This window comes from Kitasatospora sp. NPDC090091 (assembly GCF_044747365.1).
Lineage (GTDB): Bacteria > Actinomycetota > Actinomycetes > Streptomycetales > Streptomycetaceae > Kitasatospora.
The window spans coordinates 439,397-465,666 of record NZ_JBIVDY010000004.1 but is presented as its reverse complement, the minus strand read 5'-3'; the positions used below and the strand labels follow the sequence as shown (position 1 = coordinate 465,666).

Sequence of the window (26,270 nt, the reverse complement as noted above, 5' to 3'; positions counted from 1 at the left end):
CGGCCGCCGTTCCGAACCGCGCGATCCGCGGACAATCGCGCTCGAACGGGTGACGGACGGCGGCCGGGCCCGCCCGGCCGGCCCCGGCCGGAACGCCGGCCCGGGCCCGGGGCGTGCCTTCCCGGGGCCACCGGCTCAGGTGGCGCGGCCGAAGGCGATGAGGTGGCCGTCCTTGGTGCCGACGAACACCCGCCCGTTGTCCGTCGCCGGAACGGAGAACCTGGTCACCGTGCCGAGCGGGAAGCTGCGCCGCATCTTCAGCGTGCCGTTGACCGGCACCGGGTCGTAGACCCGCAGTTCACCGTTCTGCCCGCCCGGCCCGGTGCCGGAGTAGATGAGCCAGACCAGCGCCGAGCCGCTCGTCGTCCCGTTGGACGTCACCACCGGCGAGCCGGAGGCGTAGCCGAAGCCCTCGGCGCTCGTCCCGGCGCTGGTCAGCTGCGGGTTGCCGCTGCCGTTCACCGAGTACTTGAGCGCGCGCAGCGAGCCGTAGTTCTCGATCATGTAGACGTAGCCGCCGTCCCCGCCCCAGACACCCGGGTGGCCCCAGACGCCCTTGTACGGGCCGGTCGTCCCGACCACCGCGTCCGTGCCGTTCGGCCCCTGGCCCATGCCGCCCAGGTTGTCGCGGTCCAGCAGGAAGATCCGCCCGTCCTTGCCGACCTGCACCAGCAGGTGCGGGTGCGCGGAGGTGCCGAAGCCGGTCGGCAGCGCGGCAGGGCCGCCGGAACCCAGGTCCAGGTCGTCGTGGTCGAGTTGGCGGTTGTTGGACGGACTGAAGAAGTCCTTCGGCGCGAGGCTGCCGTCGCTGTTGACGCCCAACCGGACCACGGAGTCGGCGAAGTGGCCCTGCGGCTTGTCGCCCGGCCCCTTCGCCGGGGACGAGCCCTCGCCGGCGCCGTTCCCGGTCGCGATGAAGATCCGCCCGGAGCCGTCCGAGACCAGCCCGCCGCCGCTCATCCAGACGCCGCCGTTCTGCGACTTGGAGCCGGACTCGGTGGACCAGAGGGTCAGCTTGCGGGTCGAGGTGTTGACGCCGGCCACGTGGCCGACGTACGTGCCGACGCCGCAGTCGGAGGCGAAGCCGAAGTACACCGCGCCGTTGAGCAACAGGAGTCCGGCCCGCTGCGCGGAGGTGTTCGGGTTGAACGGGACGCCGGGGCTGTTCACCGGATCGCCCTGGACGGTGACCGGCCAGCCGCTGCGCTCGGCGCCCGAGGCGGTGTCGAGGGCGTGCACGGAGAAGTGCGCGCCGTTCTCGTTGGACTTGGCCACCAGGTAGACGGTGCCGGTCGCCTTGTCGTACACCGGCGTCGAGGTGATGCCGGTCCCGGGGGAGAGGCAGGCCGTCGAGGACGGCACGGGCGTGCCGAGCGCGCGCTGCCACAGGATCCGGCCGTCGGTCGCGCCCACGCCGTAGACGTGGTTGGTCTCGGTGGCCACCACCACCGTCGAACCCGCCACCAGCGGCTGCGCGAACACCGCGCCGTCGACCGCGGTGGACCAGCGGCGGCCGAAGTCCGCGGCCGACACCTGTGCGGGGCCGAGGTTGGGCTCGGCCGCGTCCCATGCGGTGCGCAGGGAGTTGAGTGAGATGGTCGGGTTGTCGGCCCGCGCGGGTATCGCGCTGACCAGCGACCCGGCCGCGGCCGCGGGGGCGAGCAGGACCAGTCCGGAGAGGAGGGCGGTCCCGGAACGGGACGCGCGGGCCCTGCGCCGGACGGCCCGGGCGGGGGGTGGGTGGAGTCGGCTCATACGATCCGCCTTGGCTGTCGGGGGACTACGGGGTACGGCGCCGTGGGTCATTCTGTGAACGCCTGCGCCGCGCCCGCATCCGCCCGCCGCTCCGGCACCGGCCCCGTTCACGCCCCGGGGGGAACCGGCTGCGCCGCCCGGCGCCCCCCGCCGCATTCGAACGGCCCAGACCGGGGGACGCCCCCCGGCCCGGGCCGTTCGAATGCGGCGGCCGTCAGCCGCCGAGCGACTTGGCGAACACCAGGGCCAGGCTGCCCTCCGCCGCCGCCTCCAGCCCGGCGTTGACCGCGTCGCCCGGGCCGCGGTCCTTCACCACCTCGACCTCGTAGGTGTGGCCGCCGGTGACGAAGAAGGCGACGGGGTGGCTGTGGTCCGTGCGGGTCACGATCACGGCCTCGGTGCCGACCCCGGGCAACGGGGCGACCGACCTCGCGGGGTCCGCCTTGGCGGAGGCGAGGACGCCGGGCGCGACCTCGCGGAGGGAGGCGTAGGACTGCCGGTTGCCCCAGGTGCAGCCCCAGACCGGGGTGCCGTCGGACGCCGCGTCGGGGTGGGTGGTGTTGAGCGGCTCCACCGCGTTGATGGTGGCCGACACCTGGGCCGGCATGAGCAGGGTGCAGGCGTCCTTGGGGCGGGAGCCCGCGGTGCCGGTGCCGGTGCCGGTGCCGGTGGCGGTGGCGTCGGAGCCGGGCGATCCCGTGGGGGCGGCGGTCGGGGCTGCCGTCGAGCCGCCCGTCGAGCCGCCCGTCGGGGCGGCCGTCGGGGCGGCCGAGGTGGCGGCGCCGGTGGGGGTGGAGCCGGCCGGGGAGGCCGCCACCACCTTGCTGCTGCCGGACGAGCACCCGGCCAGCGCGGCGCCCGCGAGCGCGAGGGCCGGCAGCCAGAGGTGTCGGCGCTGCTGTCGGAAAGATGCGTGGAGCTGCACGGGAACCCCCTCCGCTGACGCCCGCCGGTGCGGCGGACTGGGACGGTACAGGATCGTAGTGGCCGGTCGAGCGCGATATCTCCCGTTCCTGCAACGGGTGTTGTACAGCCGCGTGACAGCCGGGGACAGCCGCTCGAACGGCCCGCTCCATAGCAGTGGAGGACCGGCCGTGGTCGTGCTCTACACCATCGGCTCCCCGGACGGGTGACGTTCCGGTGAAAGTGGTCATGCCAGGAATGGCCGCCCGGCATTCTTGGGCCGGTGACCAGGCGGATCCGCGCCCGGCGGATCTCGTGACCAGGCGGACGGAGGCCCTGACAGTGAGCACGAACCTGCCGGAGACCGTGGCGGAGGGCCGGGTCGTCCTGCCGGCGCCGCCCCGGGTGGTCGACGACCTGGCACGCGACCTGACCCACGCCGCGGCCGCGGTCCGGGCCGTCTCCCGGGGCGCCCGCTGCGGTGGCGGCGACGTGTCCGTCGCCGCCTACACCGCCGTCGTCTGCACCGGCCGCTCGGCGGCCCGCGCCCTGGAGGAGGCGGCCGCCTGGTGCCGCCAGGCACCCGAGGCGGAGGTGCACTCGCTGGCCTGGGCACGTGTGCCGGGCCACCGCGACGACGTCTTCGAGTACCGGGCCACCCTGGCCGTCAGCTTCCCCGACCACGAGACCGGCGAGCACACCGGCGACACCCACCACCACGCGCCGCGCTGACCCGAGGTTAGGATCGCCTTCATGGACCATGGGGGCACGAAGGACGGGGGCGCGACGGAGCCCGAGGAGCGCGAACTCTCCACCGGGGCGGCCGTCGCCGTCGGCGTGGTGGCGGCGCTCAGTGCGGTGGCGGTCCTGCTGGCCGTCTTCCACTGGCTGGGCTGGACCATGCCCGGTCTGGGCTGGCTGCTCGCCAAGGGTGCCGTCAAGGTCTGCACGGGCGGGGCGGTCGGCCTGATCGCCGGCGTCGCCTGGCTGCGCCAGCGGGGCCGCCGGAACTGAGTGTCGGCCACCGCGGCGGACCGAGCGGCCGCCGGGCGGGGCCCGGGGGAGCGTGTCGGCTCAGGGCTGCAGCACCAGCCGGCCGCGCAGGCCGCCGCGGTCGAGCCGGCGGTGGGCCTCGGCGGCCCGCTCCAGCGGGTACGTGTCGGCCACCCGCAGGGTGAGCGAGCCCCGGGCGGCCAGCTCGGCGAGCCCGGCGAGGGCGGGACCGTCCGCAGCGATCCAGACCGTGTCCACCCGGATACCGCGCAGTCCCACCGGGGCGCCGCCGGAGACGGAGACGAAGGCCCCCCGGTTGCGGACCGCGCCCAGGGCGAGCGTCCCCAGCAGCGCCGCGTCGAGCGCGCCGTCCACCCCACCGGGGACCAGCGTCCGAACTGCGGTCGCCACCTCGGCGGTGCCGCGCGGCACGAACCACTCGGCGCCAAGCTCCCGCACCGCGGCCTCGTCCTCCGGACCGGCCAGAGCGACCACCCGAAGCCCGTTCAGGACGGCCAGTTGGACGGCGAAGCCGCCCACCGCGCCGGCCGCGCCCGTGACCAACAGGGTGGCACCGTGCGGCAGATCGAGCAGGTCGAGCGCCTGAACGGCGGTCAGCCCGTTGAGCGGGAGCGTCGCGGCCTGGACGGCGGGCACCCCGGACGGCGCGGGGGCGAGCGCGGAGGCGTCCAGCACCACGAACTCGGCGTAGGTGCCGAGCGGCACGTCGAGCCGGTCGCGCAGGCCGATCACCGCGTCGCCCGGAGCGAAGCCCGTCACGCCGGGGCCCACCTCGTCGACCACCCCGGCCACGTCCCAGCCGATCCCGGTCACCTCGCGCGGTGCCATCAGTCCCGCCTCCACCAGGGTTCCGGCCCTGGTGACGGAGTCGACCGGGTTGACGCCCGCGGCCTCGACCCGCACCCGCACCTGCCCGGGGCCGGCCGCGGGCAGCGGAACCTCAACCAGCTCCAGGGCTTCGGGTCCGGCCGGGGTCCGGACGACTACGGCGCGCATGGTGCACTCCTTCGGATCGGTGTCGGGGCTTGCGAACGCCACCCAGGCTAGGGAGAGTTGCTCTCCATCAGGAAGTACGAACCCACAGGTGCGTACCGAACGGGGAGGAGAGCCCATGGCCACCATGACGGCCGCCCAGCGCCGCGAGGCCGCCCGGGTCGGATTCGACGCCTACATCGCCGAGTGCCCGGCCCGGCAGCTGCTCGACCGGATCGGCGACAAGTGGGTCAGCCTGGTCGTCAACGCCCTGGCCGACGGCCCGCAGCGGTACAGCGACCTGCGCCGCCGACTGGCCGGGGTCAGCGAGAAGATGCTCACCCAGACCCTGCGCGCCCTGGAGCGCGACGGCCTGCTCACCCGCACCGTCACCCCCTCGGTGCCGGCCCGGGTCGACTACGCGCTCACCCCGCTCGGTACCGGGCTGCTGCCGCTGATGCAGTCGATCAAGGCGTGGGCCGAGGAGCACATGCCCGACGTGCTCGCCGCCCGCGAGTCGTACGACGCCGCTGCCGACAACGGGACGTGACCGATGGCCGGACGGCGAGGACCGGTCGGCCGGGACGGAGGGTGGGCCGTGTCTCCCGGGGGTGGACCCCGGGAGACACGGCCCTCCGCGTGCGGAGGTGACGGCAGTCGATGGCTGCCGGCGGTGGGTGCGCGACTCGTCGGGCTCGGAGCCGCGTCCCGGCGGACGCACCGTGTCGGGACGGACCCGAGTCGCTAGACCCCGCTCGGACGGGGCCCGATGTTCTTGGTGACACCGGTCAGCACGGGCTGGAGCCGGTCCACCAGCTTCTGGTAGTCGGCCTTCCGGCCGTCGGACCACTGTCCGAGGCCCACCACGAGGACGCGGTCGACGCCGGCGAAGGACTGCACCCGGCCGCTGTCGGCGGACAGGGCGGGCAGCCCCCGGCCGACCGGCGGCGTCTGCGCGGGGACTTGGGGGTCGCCGGCGGCCTTGGCCAGCTCGATCAGCACGTGGGCGGTGTCCCGCGGGTCCCGCAGGGTGAACACCGCCAGGCTGAACCGGTTGTCGTGGCCGTCCCGGTAGAGCGCGGTCTGCTCGCCGGCGCAGCCCTTGCCCTGCTTGAGCAGACCGGCCAGCCGCGGGCCCACCGACCCCTCCGGCGGGCAGGAGAGCTGGGTCTTGGCCGTCACCCGGGTGTAAACCGTACCGTCGGCCGCCTTCACCTCGGTGGGGAACACCTGGTCCAGCGGCGCGGCCGGTCGGTCGGCGGCCGGTACGGCGGTGGCCGGCGGAGCGGAGGCCGTCCGATGGCCCGACTCGCCGTCGTCGGAGGATCCCACGGTGCTCATCACGCCGTACGCGGCCGCCGCCGCGGCCAGCGAGAGCGCCAGATTGCGCGGCCACACCGGCCGCTGCGGTTCGGGTCGGCCGTCCTGGCCGGGAAGGTCATTGCTGCTGTTCACCCCGGCACAGTAGCGCCAACGGGACCGAACTGATGATCGCCCGACGGGTGCACCGCCGGGTCTGCGCGGCCCGGGCCGGATGGCGCGGGCCGGGTGGTTCGGGCCGGATGGCGCGGGAGGCGCGGGTGGTCAGGCGGGCGGGGGCCGGTGGTCCAGGCGTTGCTGCCAGGTGGTCAGCAGCGCCTCCAGGGCGGCCGACTCCTCAGGGGTGAGCAGCTCCAGCAGACGGTGCTCGTTGCGCATGTGGGCGGTGAAGGCCTCGTCGATCAGCCGGCGTCCGGCCTCGGTGAGGGCGACGACGCGGGCGCGCCCGTCCTCCTCGCTGCGCCGGCGGGTGACCAGCCCGGCCCGCTCCAGCCGGTCGATCCGCTTGGTCATGGCGCCGGTGGTGACCATCGTGTGGGCGGCCAGCTCGCCGGGGGCGCGCTCGAACGGGGCGCCGGCGCGGCGGAGCGCGGCGAGCACGTCGAACTCGCCCTCGCCGAGGCCGTAGCGCCCGTACACCAGGCTGAGCTCGTCGGTGAGGCGGGCGGCCAGGCGGTGGAGCCGGCCGATGACGGCCTGCGGGGAGACGTCGAGGTCGGGCCGCTCGCGGTGCCACTCGGCCTGGATGGCGGCCACGTGGTCCGGGGCCGGGGCCGCGGCCACCGGTGCGGGCCTTGTGGGCGGGTCGCCGTGCTGCTGCTCCATGGGGCCATTCTAGCCGGATGGCTTCCTGGGAAGGTATATTTGCTTCCATGGAAGCGAAATTCCGCTGGGTGCTGCTGACCGCCGTCGCGCCGGTGGCGTGGGGCGCCAACTACTACGTCACCCGCGAGTTCCTCCCGGTCGACCGCCCGCTCTGGGGCGCCGCCCTGCGTGCCCTGCCGGCCGGGCTGATCCTGCTGGCGCTCCGCCCGCGACGACCACGCGGCGCATGGTGGTGGCGATCGGCGGTGCTCGGCCTGCTGAACACGGCCGTGTTCTTCGTCCTGCTCTACGTCGCCTCCCAGCTGCTGGCCACCAGCGTGGCCTCGACCGTCATGGCGGCCTCCCCGCTGGCGATGATGCTGATCGCCTGGGCCCTGGTGGCCGAACGCCCGGCCCGCGCCCACCTGGTCGGGGCGTTGGTGGGTCTGGGCGGCGTCGGGCTGATGCTGCTCACCCGGCCGGGTGCGGTGAGCCTGCCGGGCCTCGCCGCCTCGGCGGCGGCCATGCTGGTCTCCTCGTGCGGCTACGTCCTCGCCGGCCGGTGGCGGGACGGCGCCGACGTCCTCGCCTCGACGTCCTGGCAGCTGACGGCGGGCGGGCTGCTGCTGCTCCCGGCCGCCGCAGCCGTCGAGGGCGCCCCGCCCGCGCCCGCCCTGCCGCAGCTGCTCGCCTTCGGCTACGTGACCCTGGTGGCCACCGCGCTGGCGTTCGCCGCCTGGTTCGCCGGCCTGCGGCACCTGCCGGCCGGAACGGTCGGCCTGCTCGGGCTGCTGAACCCGCTGACCGGCGTACTGCTCGGCACCGCGGTCGCGGGGGAGGGGCTGGGCCCGCTGCAACTGGCCGGTCTCGCCCTGGTGTTGGCAGGCGTGGTCCTCGGCCGCCCGCGCTACCCCACCCGCCGCAGGCAGTGCGACCTCGCCCACCCCGCACCTGCCTCGACCGTTGCACCCCCACGCCCACGCCCAAGCCCAAGCCCAAGCCCAAGCCCAAGCCCGCCGTGCCGCGACACCCCCTGAGGGGTCACCGGTTGCGGCTCGCGTGCTCCGGGAGCCCGGCGGCCATCGAGTGGGAGAGACCGGGTCGGTGGCGGATCCACCGCTTCGCCGTACTGCGATGCCGGCGGCTTCGTGACAACGTGTCCGGGTGCCGGGTGCTCAGGGGCCGGGCTCTCGGGTGGCGACACGGAAGGACGGTGCGGTGGGCTTCCTGCAGTGGCTCGACATCTACGAGGAGGCGTGGGCCGACGAGCGCGCGCTGGCAGGGCGATCGTGCCCCGAGTGCGGTCGGGCCGATCTCGGCCTCGCCTTCGTCAGGCCGCCGTCGTCGTCCCGCGGTGTCATGGCCGCGCTCTGGTGCGACGTGTGCCTCCACGGAGTGTTCCTGGGAAACTGCTCCGAGCCGGAGTCGGTGCGGATCCGGAGCCGGGACGAGGCGCGGCGTGAGCGGCTGGTTCCCAACTACACGGTGATTCCGCCGGTTTAGACGCCCGTCGGCCGTTCCGGCCGCGACTCGCGGTGCGTCGGTCCTCCCGGAGCCGGGCCTGGAAAACCCGGTGACTGTGGCGCGGTGTCTTCCCTACACTCGGCTCCCAGAGACGCGCTGCCCACCGTTCCGGGGGTGGCGCACCGTGACGAGTACAGGGAGGGACCGGTCGTGCGCTACCGCACCACTGTCGTCGTTCCCTCGTCCCGGTACGAGGTGATCCTGGTGTCCTCGTGCGCCCGGTGCCCGCTGCGCGGCCGGCACCGGTAGTCCGCGACGAACGCCTGAACCGCACGTCCTCCCGCGCCCGTTGCCGGATCGGCTCCCGGATCGGCTCCCGCATGCGCGGGCCGGTCCGGGCGGGCTGAGGGCGGTGCCCCGTACGGCCGTGAGTTCCCCGGCCGTGCCCCCGTCGGCGCCGTCGTCGCGGTGAATCGCGCAGTCCGACCCCTCGTAACGCCATGAAAGGCACCGGGCCATGCGCACCGACCTCGTCACCACGACCACCGCCACCGCCACCGCCGCTGTCGCCACTGTTCGCAACCTCGGCATCCTCGCCCACGTGGACGCCGGCAAGACCACCGTCACCGAGCGGATCCTCTTCCTGACCGGTGCCACCCACAAGCGCGGCGAGGTCCACGACGGCACCACCGTCACCGACTTCGACCCGCAGGAGCGCGACCGCGGCATCACCATCTTCGCCGCCGCCGTCAGCTGTTCCTGGGACGGCCACCGGATCAACCTGATCGACACGCCGGGCCACGTGGACTTCGCCGACGAGGTGGAGCGCTCGCTGCGTGTGCTCGACGGAGCGGTGGCGGTGTTCGACGCCGTTGCGGGCGTCGAACCGCAGAGCGAGTCGGTCTGGCGGCAGGCGGACCGGTACGGCGTGCCGCGGATCGCGTTCGTCAACAAGCTCGACCGGGCCGGCGCCGACCTCGACGCCGCGGTCGCCTCCATCAGGGAACGGCTCCATCCGGCGCCGCTGGCCGTCCAGCTGCCGATCGGCCGGGAGGACGGCTTCACCGGTGTGGTCGACCTGCTCGGCATGCGCGCCCTCACCTGGACGGACGGTCCCGGACCGGACGGCTACCGCGAGGGACCCGTGCCCGAGGAACTGCGTGACGAGGCCGAACGGCGCCGCCGGGCGCTCGACGAGGCCGTGGCCGGGCTGCACCCGGGCGCGCTGGAGGAGTTCTGCGACCGCGGGTCGCTGACCCCCGGCACGCTCGCCGCCGCCCTGCGCGACCTCACCCGCACCGGTGAGGCCGTGGTCGTGCTCTGCGGCTCGGCCTACCGCAACCGGGGGATCGAGCCGCTGCTGGCCGCCGTGACCGCGTACCTGCCCTCGCCGCTGGACGTGCCCGCCGTGCGCGGCGAGCGCGACGGCGTCGAGCAGGAGCGCGCCGCCGACCCGGCGGGTCCGTTCGCGGGCCTGGTGTTCAAGGTGAATGCCACCGCCACCGGCCGGCTCACCTACCTGCGGATCTACTCGGGCACCCTGCGGAAGGGGGACACCGTGCTGGACGCCGGAACGAAACGCACCGAGCGGATCGCCCGGATCCTGCGCGTGCAGGCCGACCGGCACGCTGAGACCGAGTCGGCGACCGCCGGCGACATCGTCGCCGTGGTCGGGGTGAAGGCCGCCCGCGCGGGCGCCACGCTCTGCACGCCCGCGGAGCCGCTGGTCCTTGAGCCGACCGTCACCGCCGACCCGGTGGTCACGGTGGCCGTCGAGGCCCGGCGCGCCATCGACACCGACCGGCTGGCCGCGGCGCTGGCCCGGCTCGCCGAGGAGGACCCGTCGCTGGTGGTCCGCACCGACCCGGAGACGGGTCAGCGGGTGCTGTCCGGCATGGGCGAACTGCACCTGGAGGTAGCGGTGGAGAAGATCCGTCAGGCCGGCCAGGGGCTGGAAGTCACCGTCGGACGGCCGCAGGTCGCCTACCGGGAGACCGTCTCGGCGGGCGTGACCGGCCTGGTCTACCGGCACGTCAAACAGGACGGCGGCGCCGGCCAGTTCGCCCACGTCGTCCTCGACGTGGCGCCACTGGCGGGCGGCGACGGCACCCGGGCGGCGGAGGGGTTCGAGTTCCGCTCCACCGTCACCGGCGGGCGGGTGCCGAAGGAGTACGTCCAGGCGGTCGAGGCCGGCTGCCGTGACGCGCTCGCCGAGGGCCCCGTGGGCGGCCACCCGGTCACCGGCGTGGTGGTCACGCTGACCGACGGGGCCACCCACGCCAAGGACTCGTCGGACCTGGCGTTCCGCACCGCCGGACGCCTCGCCCTGCGCGAGGCGCTGCGACGCTGCCGGCCGCTGCTCCTGGAACCGGTCACCGAGGTCACGGTGACCGTGCCCGAGGACGCCGTCGGCGGTGTGCTGGGCGACCTCGCGGCGCGCCGCGGCCGGGTGAACGGCTCGGCACCGCGGGGCGGCACGGCGGTCGTGACGGCCACGGTGCCGCTGGCCGAACTCTTCGGTTACGCGACCAGGCTCCGCAGCCGCACCCAGGGCCGGGGCACCTTCACCGCCCGGCCCGCCGGCTACGCCCCGGCGCCGCAGTAGCGGGCCGCCGGCCCGGCCCCGTTCCCGCACGGGAGCGGGGCCCGGCTGCGGGTGGGGTGGCTGGTCGGGTGGCCGGTGGGGCGGCCGGTGGCGGTGGGGGTCAGGTGCGACGGCCGGGGTGCTGCCGTCGCACCTGGCCCGGCGCCTGCCCCGTCGGCCGCCTCCACCCGCGGCACCGCCACCCTGTCATCCGTCAGGGACCGCTGCCGCCGGACCGCTCCTACGCTGCTGAGCACTGGCCAGACCAGTCACATCAGAGGAGATCCACCATGCGCAAGATCCTCCACGCCGCCGCCGCGCTCGCGCTCGCGACCGCCGCCGTCACCACCGTGGGCGCCACCGGAGCCCAGGCGGCCGACGGGGCCTGGGACGGCTGCCCGTACGGGGCGGTCTGCATCTACGGCGAGGGCGCCCCCACCTCCACCCCGCCGACCGACGTCTTCTGGAGCTACGGCGCCCACAACCTGCAGAACAAGACCGGCTGGCACTGGGTCCTCAACAACCAGTCCGGCGGTGCCCACGCCCACCTCTGCCTCGGCTACAACGGCACCAACTGCAACTACGACATGCCGGCCCAGAACGGTGTCTGGGCCGACCTCACCCCGGTCAACTCCATCACCCTGGACCGCCCCTGACACCACCCCGCCCCGCTCACAAGCCCGCGTCCCCGCCCTGCTGACGCCCTCGGTGGCCGCCGGATCCTCTCCGGCGGCCACCGCCGCGTTCAGCGGTGACGACGGCGGAGCTTCCGGCCGGTGGGACTCCTGCCCTCCGGGGCCGCCCGGCGATCAGGACGCCTGCGGCGAGGCGCAGCTGACGTCCCGGGCGGGTATCCGATCGGCCAGCAGGTAGGACTCGACGAGGTCGCGGACACAGTCGTCGGGGCCGGGGTACTGGCCGTGGTCGCCGTTGCCGGTGACCGTCACCAGGCGCGATCCGCGCAGCGCCCGGTGCGCGCCGAGCGCCGCCTCGTAGTAGGTGGCCGGATCGTGCACCGAGTTGAGCATCAGCGTCGGCGGCAGACCGGCGCCCGTGACCCGCACCCGGGGTGCCGTCGGTGCCGGCCAGGAGGCACAGACGGCGGAGAAGGCGAGCGTCCGGGCCCCCACCAACGGCCACCGGGCGGTGTACTCGGCGCCGCGGTTCGCCCAGGTGGTGAGGTCGCGCGTCCACGGCGTGTCGGTGCAGGTCACCGCGAAGTACTCGGCGAGGAACTCCGGCGAGAGGTACCGGCCGAACAGCTGGTTCGCGGCCTGCCGGCCGGCGGCGCCTGCGGCCGGCCAGTCGTCGAGCGCCGCGAGGGCGGCGGCCAGCGCGGGGAAGCCGTCCTTCTCCTGGTAGAGGGCCTGGATGGTGCCGTTGTCCAGCTGGTTGGGGCCGACGGTGAGCGGGCCGTCGGTGAGCGGGGTGTCGTGCAGGGCGGCGCGCCGGCGCTCCCAGTGCGCCTTCGCCTCGGCGGCCGTGGCGCCGTAGTGGTAGGTGCCGTCGCGGGCGGCCAGCCAGGGGAGGAAGTCCTCCTCGAAGCGGCGCTGGAAGCTCATCGGCTGCCCGAGCTCGAAGCGCTCCCAGGTGCCGTCGAAGCCGATGTTGCTGTCCAGCACCATCCGCTCGACCCGCTGCGGGAAGAGCGTCGCGTAGTAGGCGCCGATCATGGTGGCGTAGGAGGGGCCGTAGTAGCTGATCCGCCGCTCGCCGAGCAGCGTGCGGAAGAGGTCGAGGTCGCGGACGGTCTGCTCGGTGGTCAGGTACGGCAGCAGACCGCCGCTGCGCCGTTCGCAGTCGGCCGCCAGTTTGCGGGAGCCGGCGATGACGCGGGCGCGGTCGGCGGGGGTGTCGTCGCGGAAGTCCCCGGCGAGGAAGTCCCGGAACTCCTCCGGGGTCTGGCAGGTCGGCCGGGTGCTGTGGCCGACCCCGCGCTGGTCGAAGCCGACCACGTCGTACGCCGCGCCGACGGCCGGCGCCGCGCGCACGAACCCTTCCGGGCGCAGCAGTCCGGCGCCGCCGGGCCCGCCCGCGGCCATCAGCAGCGTGCCGCGCCGCTTCGCCGGATCGGTGGCCCGGTGCCGGGAGACCGCGACGGTGACGTCGGGCCCGGCGTCCGGGTGGTGCCAGTCGCGGGGGACGGCCATCGTGGCGCAGTCCAGCGCGGGCGCCTCGGCGCAGGGCTGCCAGGTGAGTTGCTGTTGGCCGTAGCGGTCGGGGACCCGCACGGTGGCGGCGGCCGAGGCCTGGCCGGCACCGGCGACGACGGGCAGGCCGACGGCGGTCAGGAGCACGGTGGTCAGAGCGGCGAGCGGTGCCCGCCTACGGCGGGTGCGCCGGGTGGGCGCGGCTGCGTTCGCGGTCACAGCGGTCGGGTTCTTCGTAGCGCTCAGGTTCACGGTGATGATCCTGGCCGCCCGGAGCGGCCCGATCGATAGTGTGCGCACCCGTCTTTGCGGTGGTGCAGGCGACACCCCCCGAACGGCGGGGTCGGGCGGGACCACCTGATCGGTCGGTTCGTCCGGTCGGTCGGTCCACCTGGTAGGGCGGTTCGCCCGGTCGGTGGGTTCGTCCGGTCCGGCGTGTCCGCCCGGTCCGGGGTGTTCCCGGCGTGTTCCGCCGGGACCGGTGGCCCGCCCGGTCAGAATCGACGGGGCGGCGAGCAGGCGCGACACTGCCGAGGCCCCGGGGCGTGTCGATCCGGCCGCTCCCCGCTCGACGTAGGGGTGACGGCGGGGGAGCCTCCCCGCCCGGAACGGAGGAGGAGAGCGCCATGCCCAAGCTGCGGGTGCACAATCTGACGATCACCGTGGACGGCTTCGCGACCGGCTCCGGTCAGCGGCTGGACGCGCCCTTCGGTGACGGTGTCGACGGGCTCCACGACTGGATGTTCGCCGCGATGCGAGACCTCGCCGAGGGCCGCACCGGCCTCGACGTCGAGGAGGTCGCGCGGGCCGAGGAGAACATCGGCGCGACCATCATGGGCCGCAACATGTTCGGGCCGCAGCGCGGTCCCTGGCCGGACGAGTCCTGGCGGGGCTGGTGGGGCGAGAACCCGCCCTACCACCACCCCGTGTTCGTCCTCACCCACCACCTGCGGCCCGACCTGCCGATGGAGGGCGGGACGACCTTCCACTTCACCGACGAGCCGATCGAGACCGTGCTGGAGCGCGCCTTCGCGGCGGCCGAGGGCCGGGACGTGCGCCTGGGCGGCGGGGCGGCCACCGTCCAGCAGTACCTGCGGGCCGGGCTGGTGGACGAGCTGTGCCTGGCGGTGGCGCCGATGCTCGCGGGCCGGGGCGAGCGGCTGCTGGACAACCTGGGCGAGGCGGTCGACGGCTACCGGGTCACCCGGATGGTCGCCTCCCCGGCCGTCACCCACGTCCACCTGGCCCGCCGCTGACCTGCCGGACCGGCCGCCGGCCGAGCCCCGGCCGTTGCCCCGCCCCGGCCACCGCCACCACCGTCGCCACCGCCCCCGGCCCGCGCCTCAGTACGCAACGGTGAAGCGCAGACCGCGGTGGGCCGGCCGCTCGGCCTCGTCGACCAGCGCGACCGCGAGGTCCTCCATGGAGATGGCCGACCGGCCGTCGGCGTCGACGACCAGTTCGTCCCGCCCGAGGCGGTAGCGCCCGGTGCGCTCGCCCGGTGCCAGCAGGGCGGCCGGGCTGAGGTAGGTCCAGTCGACCCCGGCGGAGGCTCGGAGCAGGTCGAGCTGTTCGCCGCAGGCGAGGGCGATCGGCCGCCAGGAGGGCGGGAACTCGGGATCGTCCAGGACGGTGGCCCCGGTGCCGCCCGGCAGGGCCAGGCTCCCGGCGCCGCCGACGGCGAGCAGCCGCACGCCGGTCCCGGCCAGTCCGGCCAGCAGGCCCTTGGTGGCGACGGCCAGCTCGGACTCGCTGCCGGGCGCCGGCCGGGTGGCGGTGATCACGACGTCCTGACCGGCGCTCAGCCGGGCGACGTCCTCGGCGTCGGCGGCGTCGCCGGTGGCGACCACGGCGGCGGCCGGCAGGGCGTGCGGCCGGGCGGGATCGCGGAGGACGGCGGTGACCTGGTGGCCGCGGGTGAGCGCCTCGGCCACCACTCGGCTGCCGACGTTGCCGGCTGCGCCGAACACGGTGATACGCATGGGAATCCTCGGGAAGGTCGACCGGTCCGGGAGGACCGGGTGCGGATGGTGTGCGCTGTCAGGCCCGGGCGTCAGGCCCGGGCGCCGGGAGCGGTCGCCGGCTCGGGGTCGGGCTGGCGGGCCGGGTCCGGCCCGGCCGTGGTCGGTGCCGCGGCCGGCCGCCGGATCTGGGCGGCGGCCAGCGAGCCGAGCACGATCACCGCGCCGAGCCCCTGGACGGGAGCGAGGTCCTGCCCGAGGACCAGCCAGCCGAGGGCGGTGGCCACCACCGGGCTGAGCAGGCCGAGGAAGGTGACCGAGGTCGGCGGCAGCGCGCGGAGCCCGCGGAACCAGAGGCCGTACGCGATGGCCGCGCCGATCAGGGCGAGGTAGCCGTAGCCGAGCAGGTTGGAGCCGGTGAGGTGGGACGGCGGCGGGCCCTCCACCAGCAGGGTCACCGGGACCAGCAGCAGACCGCCCGCGGTGAGCTGCCAGCCGGTGGTGGCGAGCAGCGGGGCCGGCGAGGTCCACCGCTTGGCGAGCACGACGCCGGTGGCCATCACGACCGCGCCGCCGAGTGCGGCCGCGACGCCGAGGGCGTCCAGCTGTGCGTTGGCCCGCAGGACCAGCAGGCTGACGCCCACCACGCCGGCGATGCCGGAGAGCAGGGTGCGCAGCGTGAGCCGGTCGCCGAGCAGCGCGGCCGACAGACCGGCGGCGATCAGCGGCTGGACGGCGCCGACGGTGGCCGCGACGCCGCCCGGCAGGCGGTACGCGGCGACGAAGAGGAGGGCGAAGAAGGCGCCGATGTTGAGCGCGCCCAGGACCACCGAGCGCCACCACCAACTCCCCTTCGGCAGACGGCGGGTGACGGCGATGAGGAGCAGTCCGGCGGGCAGGGCGCGGAGCACCCCGGCGAGCAGCGGGCGGCCGGGCGGCAGCAGTTCCGTGGTGACGAGGTAGGTCGACCCCCAGATGGCGGGGGCGAGAGCGGTCACCAGCACGATTCCGAGTCGATTCCTTAGCACTAAGCCAATGTATCTCAGCGCTAAGGCAACTGGGGCGATCGATCGCACTGACGGGGTGTGAGGTATCTCACCGCTAAGCAATCGTTTAGGCTGGGCGGGTGGCAGATCACGTGGACCGAGTGGTGCGGCAGTGGGGTGCGGAGCGCCCCGACCTCGACGTCTCCCCGATGGAGGTGATCGGACGGCTCAAACGGCTCACCCGTCTGGTCGACGCCGAGCTGAAGAAGACCTTCGCCGAGCACGACCTCGACGCCGCCTCCTTCGACGTGCTCGCCACCCTGCGTCGCAGCGGCCCGCCCTACCGCCTCACCCCCACCGGCCTGCTGGCGTCCTCGATGGTCACCTCGGGGGCGATCAGCCAGCGCCTCGACCGGCTGGAGGCGCGCGGCCTGGTCACCCGCACCCCCAGCGGCTCCGACGGCCGCAGCCGCGACGTCGCCCTCACCCCCGAGGGGCACGCGCTGATCGACCGGGCCCTCCCCGACCACCTCGCCACCGAACACCGTGTCCTCGCCGGCCTCGACGAGCCGCAGACCGAGGCCCTGGTGGACGCCCTGCGCACCCTGCTCGCCCACCTCGGCGACACCAGCCGGCGCGACGGCCCCGCCCCGGAGTGACCGCCGGCCGCGCGGGAGCCCGGTGCGGCCGGTGGGCACCGTGCCAGGTCAGGGCCTGACGGCCAGCGCCTTGAAGAAGGTGTAGTGGAACGTCCCGCCCTCCTCGGCCGTCCGGTGCAGGTCGGCGATGCCCCGGTCGAACGCCTCGGCCGTGGTGAGGCCGGCCGCGAGTGCCTCGGCCCGGACGGACTCGACCATCGCGACGAACGTGCGCCGGGTGAACCCCTCCACCAGCTCCGGGCGGCTCCCGTCCGCGGAAACGGTGCGCGGGCGGACGGCGACGTCCCGGAAGCCGGCCTCGGTCAGCAGCGGGTGGAGCCGACGGCCGATCAGGCTGTCGCCACCTGCGAGGGTCTGCAGCCGGACCAGGTGGTCCACCGCGGCCCGGGCCGCCGCGCTCTCCGGGTGGAAGAACGCCGAACCGTGGTCGCCCTCGACCACGGTGATGGTGCCGCCCGGCTTCAGCACCCGGCGCAGCGCCGCCAGGGCCGCCGGCGGGTCGGCCAGGTGCTCCAGCACGAAGCAGACGAAGAGGTGGTCGAAGCTGCCGTCGACGAACGGCAGCCGGTGCAGGTCGCTGTGGTGCCAGTCCACCTGCACGCCCGGCGCGAGCGCCGACACGCGGGCGCGTGCCTGGGCGAGCGAGTCGGCCGAGACGTCGACCGCGGTGAGGTGGACACCCGGGTTGGCGGCCAGCAGGTGGACGGTCTGCGCCCCGACGCCGCAGCCCACCTCCAGCACCCGGCTGCCCGGTGGGTACGCCGTGCCGGCGTGCAGCAGTTCGACGAGGGTGTTCGCCTGGTCGCCGAGGCGTCGGGCCTCCGCCTCCGAGTAGCCGTGGACGTAGCCGGTCGCGCAGTCGGTCGCGTAGTCGGTCGAAGTCGCCGAAGTTGCCGAAGTCGCCGAAGTTGCGGAAGTCGTAGTCGTCGTCATGCCCCCACCCTGGCCCGCACAATGGACCGGTGAACAGGTCCAATGAGGCACCTATCGACAGGTCCAAACGCCGCACCGAACCCCCCGACGCCACCGTTACCGCCACCGCCCCCGCCCCCGCCGGGACCGACTTCCTCCAGCTCGACCCGGCCGCCGCCCCGCCCGGCGGACTCGCCGACTGGCTGGCCACCCGGCTCCGCGCCGCGATCGCGGACGGCCGCCTCCCCGCCGGCAGCCGGCTGCCCGCCACCCGGCTGCTCGCCGGGGAGCTGCGGGTCTCCCGAGGGGTCGTCACCGACGCCTACCGCCGGCTCACCGAGGAGGGCCAGATCGTCGGCCGGGGCAGGGGCGGCACCGTCGTGCTGGCCGCCCCCGCGCCGCCGCCCCCGCCACCCGCACCGCCCGCCCCGGAGCCGCCCGCACCGTTCGACACCGCGCCCGCCCCCGAGAGCTTCGACGTGCTGCGTGCCGCGGCCGCCCGGATCAACCTCGCCCCGGGCGTTCCCGACCTCGCAGCCTTCCCCCGCGCGGCCTGGCTGCGCGCCGAGCGCGCCGTCCTCGACGACCTCCCCGCCCAGGAGTTCGGCTACGGCGACCCGCGCGGCACACCGGCACTCCGCCGGGCCGTCACCCACTGGCTGGCCCGCAACCGGGGCATCCGCGCCGACCCGGACGAGGTGCTGATCGTCGCCGGGGCCGCCCAGGCCCTCACCCTGCTCGGCCAGGTCCTCTCCGGGAACGGCATCACCGAGGTGGCCGTCGAGGACCCCGGTTCGCTCGGTACCAGGCAGCACCTCGGCCACTGGCTCTCCGCCACCCCACCCGTCCCGGTCGACGCGGAGGGCATCCGGGTCGACGCCCTGCGGGCCACCGGTGCCCCGGCCGTTCTGCTGACCCCCGCGCACCAGTTCCCGACCGGCGTGGTGCTCGCCGGCGGGCGGCGCCGCGAACTGCTCCGCTGGGCCGGCGAGGGCGGTCTCGTCCTGGAGGACGACTACGACGCGGAACACCGCTACGACCGCCCGCCCGTGCCCGCGCTGCGCGCGGTCCACCCCGAACAGGTCTGCTACACCGGCAGCGTCTCCAAGCTGCTCGCCCCCGCCCTGCGCACCGGCTGGCTGCTCACCCCGACCCGCTACCGCGAGGCCGTGCTGTCCGCCAAGCGCTTCGCCGATCTCGGCAACGCCGCGCTGCCCCAACTCGTCCTCGCCCGGCTGATGGAGACCGGTGAACTGGAGCGCCACCTGCGCCTGTCGCGCCCGCGCCACCGGCGCCGCCGGGACGCGATGATCGCAGCGATCGACGCCCACCTGCCGGGTGCCGTCGTGCACGGTGCGGCGGCGGGGCTGCATCTGACGGTGACCTTCCCGGCCGGCCTCGACTGCTCCGACACCGACCTCGCGACAGCCGCGCTCGCCCACGGCGTCAAGGTGCAGCCGCTCTCCTGGCACGCCCGCCTGCCGCACCCGCCCGGTCTCGTCCTCGGCTACGCGGCCGGCTCGGCGGGGGAGATCACGGAAGGCATCGCGATCCTGGGCCGGCTCCTTCGCCGGATCGGGTAGCCCGGGTGGGGGGCGAAGCGGCCGCGGGGCGGTGGCCGGCAGGCGCACCGGCGCGGCGCACGGGCGGCGGCGGTCCCGGCGCCGATACCCTGGCCGACCGGATCGACCGCGCCCGCGTTCCCCCGGCCCAGCACGCTCACGCCTACTCTCTCCCCCTCGACCGTTCCGCCCCGCACCCCTCCCGGGAGTCACCATGCCGTCGCCTCGGCGGGCCGCACACGTCGCGGCACTCGTACTGCTGCTGACCGCCCTGAGCCCGGTGCCGGCCCCGGCCGGCACCGCACGCGGGTCGCACCGGCCCGTGCCGCCCGTCACGGAGGAGAAGCCCGTCGTGCCGTCCGAGGACTCCAGCCGGCTCGCCGGCCGCCGGATCGTCTACTCCTACCCCGGCCCCACTCCGCCGCCCGCCCTGCTCCGCGCCATCCGCGAAGGCCGGGCGGCCGGCGTCATCCTGTTCGGCGAGAACATCACCTCGCCCACCCAACTGCGCGCCGCGGTGGAGCAGTTGCGCCGGGCCGCCGCCGAGGCGGCGGAGCCGCGGCCGCTGCTGCTGATGACCGACCAGGAGGGCGGCCGGGTGCGCCGACTGCCCGGCGCACCCGAGCTGTCCGCGCGCCGCACGGGCCTGGCGGCCGACCCGGTCGGCGAGGCCGCCCGTTCGGGCGTCGGCGCCGCCCGCAACCTCGCGGGCGCCGGTCTCAACGTCAACCTCGCGCCGGTCCTCGACGTCTACGACACGCCGGACAACTTCATCGACCACCGCGAGCGCTCCTACAGCCAGGACCCCTCCGTGGTCGGGGTGTTGGGCTCCGCCTTCCTCGCCGCTCACCAGGGCCTCGGCGTGGCCGCCACCGCCAAGCACTTTCCCGGACTCGGCGCCGCCCCGCGCGACCAGAACACCGACGAAGGCCCGGTCACGCTGCCGGTGGGCCTCGACGAGCTGCGCGCCCGCGGCGAGGAGCCGTACCGGGCGGCCGTGGCCGCCGGTGTCCGCCTCGTCATGGCCTCCTGGGCCGTCTACCCCGCCCTCGACCCGGCGCGCCCGGCCGGCCTCTCGCCCGCCGCGATCCAGGGCGAGCTCCGCGACCGCCTGGGCTTCACCGGCGTCACCGTCACCGACGCCCTGGAGGCCGGCGCCCTCACCCCCTACGGCGACACCCCGGCCCGCGCCGTCGCCGCCGCGGACGCCGGGATGGACCTCCTGCTCTGCTCCGCCCGCGACGTCACCCAGGGCGACGAGGCGGCCGCGGCCCTCGCCGCCGCCCTCGACAGCGGCCGCCTCGACCGCTCCGCCTTCCTCGCCGCCCTGCACCGCGTGGACGACCTCCGCTCCTCCCTGGCGCCGTGACCGGTCCGGCCCTGCCGGAGCGGGGCCGGGCCGCCGGGCATCGGCTGTGGCCGGTGCGGGGTGGGCCCGGCCGCGTCCGCAAGCAGGGTCGGAGCCGCAGGCAGGGTCGGAGCGGGCGCGAACCCGCGTTGCGCCAGGTGAAGTGGGTTGGCCGGCCGGTGAGATGACGCCTCGGTGAAGACTGGTGGGGCGGCTGGGGGCCGTGGGGCGTCGGACCCGCGATGGGGGCGGGGCGGGTGGCAGCATTCGCGCCATCCAAGGTCGTTTTCCGGTCTGTCGGATGGTTTCTTGATCCGATTGCCACTCGGGCATTCGATTCGCATGCCAGGGTTGAGACCTGCCCGCAAGTGCAATGTCACATGTGGCAGGTTTTGGATTACTGGCAAGATGAACGGAGAGTCAGATGAACCGAATCGCTCTGCTCGCGGCCGGCGTCGCCGGCGCCGCGACGCTGCTGGCCGCCCCCCAGGCCGGTGCTGCGACCACCACCGCCACCACCGTCACCTGTGGTTCCTCCGGCCTGCAGGCCGGGCTGTCCACCAAGGTCTGTGCCGAGATCACCGGTGACCAGGTCCAGTTCTACGGCCAGATCAGCCTCGCCGGCCCGCCGAGCCCGGGCAGCCCGGCGCCGCAGCCCCAGGAGCTGATCACCGGGCTGTCCGGCCAGGTGGTCGGTGGCGCCTCGCTCGGCTCGGTGAACGGCTACACGCAGTTCACGGCCAGCACGGTGCAGGTGCGGGGCGTCGGTGGGACCGTGCCCTGCGGCTCGACCGTTCACGCCAGCTTCAGCGTTGCGAAGTTCCCGTGGAACCCGGCGCCGGTGAGCGTGGACGTCGTCGTCCCCTGCTGATGACGATGACCTGCTGAGGAGGCGCCCGCAGCACGAAACGGGCGCCTCCCCGGCGCGGCGCGGCCCGGGCCCTGGAAAGGGGCCCGGGCCGCGCCCCTTTGCGTAGGGCGGCTCGCCGCGCGGGACCGCGCGCAGCGCGTGCGCACCGCGGCCCGCCCGCCGGACCGGCCCGCCGAGCAGGTGTGAGGCGGGGGAGTGGCGGGCCGCGGGCGGTGGGTCCGGGGGCTCGGCGGGATGACGACTTGAAGAAGTCTTCATCCGCGCGCGATGATGCTCCCCGGCCTCCGGCCCGGCCCGTCGGCCGGACCGTCCGGGGGCCGGCCGAGGAGCACGCCACCCGGGCGGTGCACCCGTCGCGGCGCACCCGGTCCCGGTGCCGCCCCGTCCACCGAGCACCAGGGAGGGAGTGGACGATGCCGGTCCCGCTGTACCAGGCGAAGGCGGAGTTCTTCCGCACCCTCGGGCACCCGGTCCGGATCCGGGTGCTGGAACTGCTGCAGGACGGGCCCCGGCCGGTGCGCGAGCTGCTGGCCGCGATCGAGGTCGAGCCGTCCAACCTCTCCCAGCAGCTCGCGGTGCTGCGCCGGACCCAGCTGGTCACAGCCACCCGGGAGGGCAACACCGTGGTGTACGCGCTGAGCACGCCGGACGTGGCCGAGCTGCTGCGCGCCGCCCGGCGCATCCTCACCGAGCTGATCACCGACCAGGGCGAACTGCTCACGGAGCTCCAGGCGCCCGGCAGGCCCGCCGCACCGGCCGCGGGTGCGGCGGGCGGCGGCGCCGGCCCGGATGGGCCGCGACGGTGACCCGACCGCAGCATCGCGCCGCCCCACCGTCCGAGGCCCCACCGTCCGAGGCCTGACCACCCGACACCCGACCGCCGTCCGACCGCCCGCCGCCCGAAGGAGACCCTGGCGATGTCCGATTCCACCAGCTCCGACAGCACCAACGAGGAGAAGCGCAGGCGCAAGGCCATGCTCATCCGCGCGGGGATCTACATCTTCGCCACGCACCTCTTCGCCGGCTTCGTGCTGCTGCTGTTCGCGCTCGGCGACCGGCACTGAGCAGCGGCCCGGCAGGCCGTGGCGCGCGGCGCCAGTCACCGAGCGCCAGTCACCGGGCACCCGTCACCGGGCACCCGTCACCGATCGCGGGGGCGGTAGCGGTGGCTGGTGCCGGCCCAGACGCGGACGCCGTCGACCAGCTCCCGGGTGCCGTCGAGGTACCAGTTGGCGGCCGGGTACCGCAGCCGCAGCCGGTGGCGCAGGGCCGTGCTCTCGTCCCGCAGCCGGGCGATCCGGGCGCGGACGGCCCGGATCCCCGCGGGGCGGGTGCAGCCGTGGACGCGTTGCAGCGTGATGACGGTGTTGAAGGCGGGGGCGGGCTGGCGTTCCTCCCGCTCCAGTGAGCAGAGGTCGTTGATGAGCGTCGCCACGTCGGCGGTGTGGGCGCGCAGCGTGTGCAGCTCGGGATCGGCGTGCATCCGGGCCGGTGCCTCGGCGCCCTGGACGCGCTCCAGTATGTTCATGAACGGGTAGAGGCAGCTGGCGTGGCGGCGCAGCCGCATGGTCTCGGGCAGGTCGGGGGCGGTGCGGGCGGCGCGGTGCTGCGACTCGGCGAGGAAGGTCGCCAGGCAGGCCCGCCACTCGACGGCACTCCGCTCGCGCCAGGCCGGTGACATCGTCGCGCACTGGCGCTGCCACAGCTCCCGCCAGGAGCGCAGCAGCGGGGGGTCGTCCGGGGCGGCCGCCCGGTCCCGGCCTCCTGCGGGTACGGCGAGCAGCGGCTCGATCAGGCTGCGGGCCTCGGCCGGGCGGCGGCCGGGCGGGCCGTCGAACCGGTCGTCGAGGAGGGTGAACCAGCCGAGGACGTCGACCAGGAGGTCCAGTTCGGCGCCGCGTGCGCGGGGGTAGGCGTGGCCGATCAGCTCCGGGAGCGTGTTGGCGTGGTAGCGCGGCAGGTCGGCGGGGGTGAGCAGACCGTGGCCGATCATCCAGTCGTCGTGCCGGGTGGCGGCGGTGCGCAGCTCCCCGGGGGAGCGGCGGACGGCCGCGCGTGGTGAGGGCCCGGTGGCGGGTGTCGCGGGGCCGGCCGGGCGGGGGACGGTGGCGGTTCGTGCTCCGCGGGCGGCGACCGCCGGGGGAGCGGCCCGGGGGGCCGTACGGTCTGTGCCCGGGGTGTCGTGCGTGCCCGGGGCGTCGCGTCTGGCCGGACCGGCCTCGCTGCGCGGGGCCGGGGCGCCCTGCGGGGGCCGGTCGGCGCGCGGGGCGAGCCGGATGCGCAGGCCCTGGGCCTGGACGGTGGTCCACACGACCTCGCGAGCCCGGGCGCCCGCCACCGCCGTCGGCCGCCAACGGCGCAGGATCGCGGCGGCGGCCACGGTCAGCTCGGCCCGGGCGAAGGCCTCGCCGATGCACTTGTGCTTTCCCGCGCCGAACGGCAGGAACGCCTGCCGCCCGCCGCCGCCGGCCGCCCCGCCGCCTGCCGCGGCGCCGTCCGACCGCCAGCGGCCCGGGTGGAACCGCAGCGGCTCGGGGTGGAGCAGCGGGTCGCGGTGCACGGCGGTCAGGCTGTAGAGCAGCTCGGTGCCGGCCGGGATCCGGTACGGGCCGAGCTCCACCGGCACGCGCGCGGTCCGCATCAGGAAGGCGTTCGGGGCGTGCAGCCGGACGACCTCCTGGGTGACGCTGCGGGTGTACGTGAGCCGGGCGAGCGCCTCCGGGGTGGGCACGGTGCCCGCGGGGAGGTGCTCGTCCAGCTCGGCCAGGACCCGCGCCTCCACCCGGGGGTGGCGCAGCAGTTCGTCGATCAGCCAGGTGAGCGTGGTGGAGACGGTCTCGGTGCCCGCGCCGAACATCGTGATCGCCTCGGAGCGTACGTCGGCCTCGGTGAGCGGGCGTCCGGTGGCGGGGTCCGTGGCGGCGCGCAGCAGGCCGGGCAGGGTCCGGTCCGGCCTGCCGCCGAACGGACAGCCGCCGGTGTTGCCCGAGTCGCCTGCTCCGCCCGTTCTGCCCGCTCCGCCCGAACCGTTCAGTCGGGCAGGGCCGTTGACCGCCCGGTCGACCACCTGGTTGAGGACGCGGACGGCGGCGTCGAAGCGCCGGTTGACCGGCAGCGGCAGGCGCGCGAGCGCCGGGTGCGGGTAGAGCGACTGCACGATCTGGCCCTTCACCAGGTCGGGCAGCGCCCGGTGGAAGGCGAGCGCGGCCTCCTCGCTCAGCCGCGCGTCGAACAGCGTCCGGGTGACGAGGTCGAGGGCGAGGTGGTTCATCTCCTTCGCGACATCCAGCACCTGGCCCGGCCGCCAACTCGCGGCGCGCTCCTCGGCCACCCGGTGCATCACCGCGAGGTAGTCGGCCATCCGGTCCTGGCCGAAGGCGGGTTGGACGATCCGGCGGCGGTCGCGGTGCGTCTGGCCCTCGGACATCAGCAGGCCGTCGCCGAAGGCCGTCCGGAGGGTGTCCTGCACGGCCCCGCGCGGGCAGTCGTGCGCCAGCGCGACCAGCAGGGTGTGGACGAGGTGCGCGTCGGTGACCACGCAGACGGTGCGCGGTCCGAGCCGGATCCGGACCACGCCGCCGTGGCGGGCGAGCGAGTTGAGGAAGCCGAGCGGGTCGCGCAGCAGCGCGGGGGCGTGGCCGAGGCCGGGGACGGCGCCGGGTGCGAGCGGGGGAGGGCCGGAGGGGGCCGGGCGGGGTGCGCTTCTGGACGGGACGGCCGGTCTGCGGGGCTCGGTCGTCAGGGTCATGCCACTGCCTCTCACCAAATTGAACCGGCGCGGCGCCGCCGGAGCCGCCGCCGCGACAGGCGGAATCCGGGGGCCGGACAGCGCAGACGCAGACCCCCGCGCACGCCACCACCAGAGGGGGCGCGCACGCCATAGCAAACGCGCCGTTCGGGCGGGCGTTGCGCCGTACTCGGGGGGATCACTCCATCGGCGGACACCGGACGGCGCGCCGCCGAGCAGCGGCCGTGTCCGGTGGTGGCGGGCGCTCCGGGTGACGGCCGGTGCCGCGGAGCCGGTGCAGCCTCGGTGCGGCCGGGCCGGACGGCCGGCGAACAGGTTCGGGCGAGGGGCCCGGACGGGCCGGGGCAAGAGGGTCTTTCGGCCCTCGGCCGGAGGACTCCTCCAGGTCCAGCATGGTGCCTGACCAAGGAGGATCCTGATGACCCGTCTGCGCCACCGGCCCGCTCTCGACGTGCGGGTGGAGATCCGTGGCGAGCTGCCCCGGGAGGACGCCGAGTACGCCCGGACCCAGGCGGTGGAGCTGATCTCGGCACTCGGCCCGGACACGCACGCGGCCCGGGTCCGGGTCACCCGGCTGCGGCACCGGGCGCTGACCCGGCCGGCCGTGGTGCAGGGCTCGGTGGAGCTGGACGGGGTCGGGCGGGTCCGGGTCCAGCTGGCGGCCGCGACCGTCCGCGAGGCGGTGGACGTCGCGCTCGGCACGCTGGCCGGCCGGGCCGCGCGGCTGCGCGAGCAGGGTCACATCGGACTCGCCGCGGCCTACCAGAGCGCCTACTGTCCGCAGTACGTCCCGCGCCCGCTCGCCGAGCGCCGGATCGTCCGGCACAAGACGGTGGTGCCCGCGCTGCGCACCCCCGACCAGGCCGTCTGCGAACTGCTCGCCCTGGACCACACGTTCCACCTCTTCGTCGATGCCCTCACCGGCCAGGACAGCGTCGTCCACCGCGCGCCGGTCGACGGCGGACTCCGGCTGGTGCGGGCGCACTCGGCGGCCCGGTTCGGGGGCAGCGAGCTCCCGCTCACCGAGAGCCCCTACCCCGCGCCGCGGCTCGACCCGGCCGAGGCGGCCCGTCGGCTCTGGCTCACCTGCTGGCCGTTCGTCTTCCACACCGACCCGGACGGCGGCCGCGGCCGCGTCCTCTACCGCCGCTACGACGGGCACTACGGCCTGCTGCGACCGGAGGGGCCGACCGGACCGGAGGGGCCGCAGGCGCCGGCCGGACCGGAGGTCTGACGGAGGCCGAGCGGCACCGCACC

25 protein-coding genes are annotated in these 26,270 nt (G+C 75.4%); 15 read left to right on the top strand and 10 right to left on the bottom strand.

What is annotated here, in order from left to right:
- Positions 1–135: 135 nt before the first annotated feature.
- Positions 136–1,755, bottom strand: coding sequence for a PQQ-binding-like beta-propeller repeat protein (locus ACIPSC_RS09860; RefSeq protein ID WP_400824520.1), 1,620 nt, complete (start codon positions 1,753–1,755; stop codon positions 136–138).
- A gap of 214 nt (positions 1,756–1,969) precedes the next feature.
- Positions 1,970–2,680, bottom strand: coding sequence for a hypothetical protein (locus ACIPSC_RS09855; protein ID WP_400824519.1), 711 nt, complete (start codon positions 2,678–2,680; stop codon positions 1,970–1,972).
- A 320-nt stretch (positions 2,681–3,000) separates the two neighbouring features.
- Here ACIPSC_RS09855 and ACIPSC_RS09850 point away from each other — a divergent pair, with 320 nt between their 5' ends.
- Both ACIPSC_RS09850 and ACIPSC_RS09845 read left to right on the top strand, forming a co-directional pair.
- Complete coding sequence (locus ACIPSC_RS09850) at positions 3,001–3,390, top strand: hypothetical protein (protein ID WP_400824518.1); 390 nt, start codon at positions 3,001–3,003, stop codon at positions 3,388–3,390.
- Positions 3,391–3,411: 21 nt separating this feature from the next.
- Positions 3,412–3,672, top strand: coding sequence for a hypothetical protein (locus ACIPSC_RS09845; RefSeq protein ID WP_400824517.1), 261 nt, complete (start codon positions 3,412–3,414; stop codon positions 3,670–3,672).
- Between the two features lie 60 nt (positions 3,673–3,732).
- Here the strand turns inward: ACIPSC_RS09845 and ACIPSC_RS09840 are convergent, their stop codons facing one another.
- Positions 3,733–4,668 (bottom strand): NADP-dependent oxidoreductase, encoded by a 936-nt coding sequence (locus ACIPSC_RS09840; RefSeq protein ID WP_400824515.1) that lies wholly within the window; start codon positions 4,666–4,668, stop codon positions 3,733–3,735.
- A gap of 115 nt (positions 4,669–4,783) precedes the next feature.
- On the opposite strand from ACIPSC_RS09840, the gene ACIPSC_RS09835 reads away from it, so the two are divergent.
- Positions 4,784–5,194, top strand: a complete 411-nt coding sequence (locus ACIPSC_RS09835; RefSeq protein WP_400824514.1) for a winged helix-turn-helix transcriptional regulator — start codon at positions 4,784–4,786, stop codon at positions 5,192–5,194.
- 194 nt (positions 5,195–5,388) lie between these two features.
- Here the strand turns inward: ACIPSC_RS09835 and ACIPSC_RS09830 are convergent, their stop codons facing one another.
- Entirely contained in the window at positions 5,389–6,099 is a 711-nt protein-coding gene (locus ACIPSC_RS09830; protein ID WP_400824513.1) for a hypothetical protein, read from the bottom strand.
- Between the two features lie 129 nt (positions 6,100–6,228).
- Positions 6,229–6,789, bottom strand: a complete 561-nt coding sequence (locus ACIPSC_RS09825; RefSeq protein ID WP_400824512.1) for a MarR family winged helix-turn-helix transcriptional regulator — start codon at positions 6,787–6,789, stop codon at positions 6,229–6,231.
- Positions 6,790–6,836: 47 nt separating this feature from the next.
- Between ACIPSC_RS09825 and ACIPSC_RS09820 the strand changes: the two genes are divergently transcribed.
- The 4 genes from ACIPSC_RS09820 to ACIPSC_RS09805 all read left to right on the top strand — a co-directional run bounded on the left by ACIPSC_RS09820 (position 6,837) and on the right by ACIPSC_RS09805 (position 11,472).
- Positions 6,837–7,805 carry a DMT family transporter gene (locus ACIPSC_RS09820; RefSeq protein ID WP_400824511.1) on the top strand — a complete coding sequence of 323 codons (969 nt, stop codon included), beginning with the start codon at positions 6,837–6,839 and terminating at the stop codon, positions 7,803–7,805.
- Positions 7,806–7,986: 181 nt separating this feature from the next.
- Positions 7,987–8,271: a hypothetical protein gene (locus tag ACIPSC_RS09815; RefSeq protein ID WP_400824509.1), complete on the top strand. Its 285-nt coding sequence runs from the start codon at positions 7,987–7,989 to the stop codon at positions 8,269–8,271.
- Positions 8,272–8,749: 478 nt separating this feature from the next.
- The gene (gene fusA / locus ACIPSC_RS09810; protein WP_400824508.1) at positions 8,750–10,837 is read left to right on the top strand and encodes an elongation factor G; all 2,088 of its coding nucleotides are present in this window, start codon (positions 8,750–8,752) and stop codon (positions 10,835–10,837) included.
- A gap of 269 nt (positions 10,838–11,106) precedes the next feature.
- The gene (locus ACIPSC_RS09805) at positions 11,107–11,472 is read left to right on the top strand and encodes a hypothetical protein (protein WP_313767189.1); all 366 of its coding nucleotides are present in this window, start codon (positions 11,107–11,109) and stop codon (positions 11,470–11,472) included.
- Positions 11,473–11,625: 153 nt separating this feature from the next.
- On the opposite strand, the gene ACIPSC_RS09800 is transcribed toward ACIPSC_RS09805, so the two are convergent.
- Positions 11,626–13,218 carry an alpha/beta hydrolase gene (locus tag ACIPSC_RS09800; protein WP_400824507.1) on the bottom strand — a complete coding sequence of 531 codons (1,593 nt, stop codon included), beginning with the start codon at positions 13,216–13,218 and terminating at the stop codon, positions 11,626–11,628.
- Between the two features lie 374 nt (positions 13,219–13,592).
- Between ACIPSC_RS09800 and ACIPSC_RS09795 the strand changes: the two genes are divergently transcribed.
- On the top strand, positions 13,593–14,222 hold the full coding sequence (locus tag ACIPSC_RS09795) for a dihydrofolate reductase family protein (protein ID WP_400824506.1): 630 nt from the start codon (positions 13,593–13,595) through the stop codon (positions 14,220–14,222).
- 87 nt (positions 14,223–14,309) lie between these two features.
- Here ACIPSC_RS09795 and ACIPSC_RS09790 read toward each other — a convergent pair whose 3' ends face one another.
- Both ACIPSC_RS09790 and ACIPSC_RS09785 read right to left on the bottom strand, forming a co-directional pair.
- Positions 14,310–14,948 carry an NAD(P)-dependent oxidoreductase gene (locus ACIPSC_RS09790; protein WP_400824505.1) on the bottom strand — a complete coding sequence of 213 codons (639 nt, stop codon included), beginning with the start codon at positions 14,946–14,948 and terminating at the stop codon, positions 14,310–14,312.
- Positions 14,949–15,019: 71 nt separating this feature from the next.
- Complete coding sequence (locus tag ACIPSC_RS09785; protein ID WP_400824504.1) at positions 15,020–15,931, bottom strand: EamA family transporter; 912 nt, start codon at positions 15,929–15,931, stop codon at positions 15,020–15,022.
- Positions 15,932–16,053: 122 nt separating this feature from the next.
- Between ACIPSC_RS09785 and ACIPSC_RS09780 the strand changes: the two genes are divergently transcribed.
- Positions 16,054–16,572 carry a MarR family winged helix-turn-helix transcriptional regulator gene (locus ACIPSC_RS09780; protein ID WP_400824503.1) on the top strand — a complete coding sequence of 173 codons (519 nt, stop codon included), beginning with the start codon at positions 16,054–16,056 and terminating at the stop codon, positions 16,570–16,572.
- Between the two features lie 48 nt (positions 16,573–16,620).
- Here ACIPSC_RS09780 and ACIPSC_RS09775 read toward each other — a convergent pair whose 3' ends face one another.
- A complete protein-coding gene (locus ACIPSC_RS09775) occupies positions 16,621–17,505 on the bottom strand; it encodes a methyltransferase domain-containing protein (protein WP_400824502.1) in 885 nt (294 codons plus the stop codon).
- A 29-nt stretch (positions 17,506–17,534) separates the two neighbouring features.
- On the opposite strand from ACIPSC_RS09775, the gene ACIPSC_RS09770 reads away from it, so the two are divergent.
- The 5 genes from ACIPSC_RS09770 (at position 17,535) to ACIPSC_RS09750 (ending at position 22,329) form a co-directional block, all read left to right on the top strand.
- Positions 17,535–19,067 carry a PLP-dependent aminotransferase family protein gene (locus ACIPSC_RS09770; RefSeq protein WP_400824501.1) on the top strand — a complete coding sequence of 511 codons (1,533 nt, stop codon included), beginning with the start codon at positions 17,535–17,537 and terminating at the stop codon, positions 19,065–19,067.
- 193 nt (positions 19,068–19,260) lie between these two features.
- A complete protein-coding gene (locus ACIPSC_RS09765; RefSeq protein WP_400824500.1) occupies positions 19,261–20,415 on the top strand; it encodes a glycoside hydrolase family 3 N-terminal domain-containing protein in 1,155 nt (384 codons plus the stop codon).
- Between the two features lie 403 nt (positions 20,416–20,818).
- Entirely contained in the window at positions 20,819–21,265 is a 447-nt protein-coding gene (locus ACIPSC_RS09760) for a hypothetical protein (RefSeq protein WP_400824499.1), read from the top strand.
- A gap of 413 nt (positions 21,266–21,678) precedes the next feature.
- Positions 21,679–22,071, top strand: a complete 393-nt coding sequence (locus ACIPSC_RS09755; RefSeq protein ID WP_400824498.1) for an ArsR/SmtB family transcription factor — start codon at positions 21,679–21,681, stop codon at positions 22,069–22,071.
- Positions 22,072–22,182: 111 nt separating this feature from the next.
- Entirely contained in the window at positions 22,183–22,329 is a 147-nt protein-coding gene (locus ACIPSC_RS09750; protein ID WP_400824497.1) for a DUF6126 family protein, read from the top strand.
- 77 nt (positions 22,330–22,406) lie between these two features.
- On the opposite strand, the gene ACIPSC_RS09745 is transcribed toward ACIPSC_RS09750, so the two are convergent.
- Complete coding sequence (locus ACIPSC_RS09745; RefSeq protein ID WP_400824496.1) at positions 22,407–25,013, bottom strand: cytochrome P450; 2,607 nt, start codon at positions 25,011–25,013, stop codon at positions 22,407–22,409.
- A gap of 418 nt (positions 25,014–25,431) precedes the next feature.
- Here ACIPSC_RS09745 and ACIPSC_RS09740 point away from each other — a divergent pair, with 418 nt between their 5' ends.
- On the top strand, positions 25,432–26,247 hold the full coding sequence (locus ACIPSC_RS09740) for a sigma 54 modulation/S30EA ribosomal C-terminal domain-containing protein (protein WP_400824495.1): 816 nt from the start codon (positions 25,432–25,434) through the stop codon (positions 26,245–26,247).
- Positions 26,248–26,270: the final 23 nt, after the last annotated feature.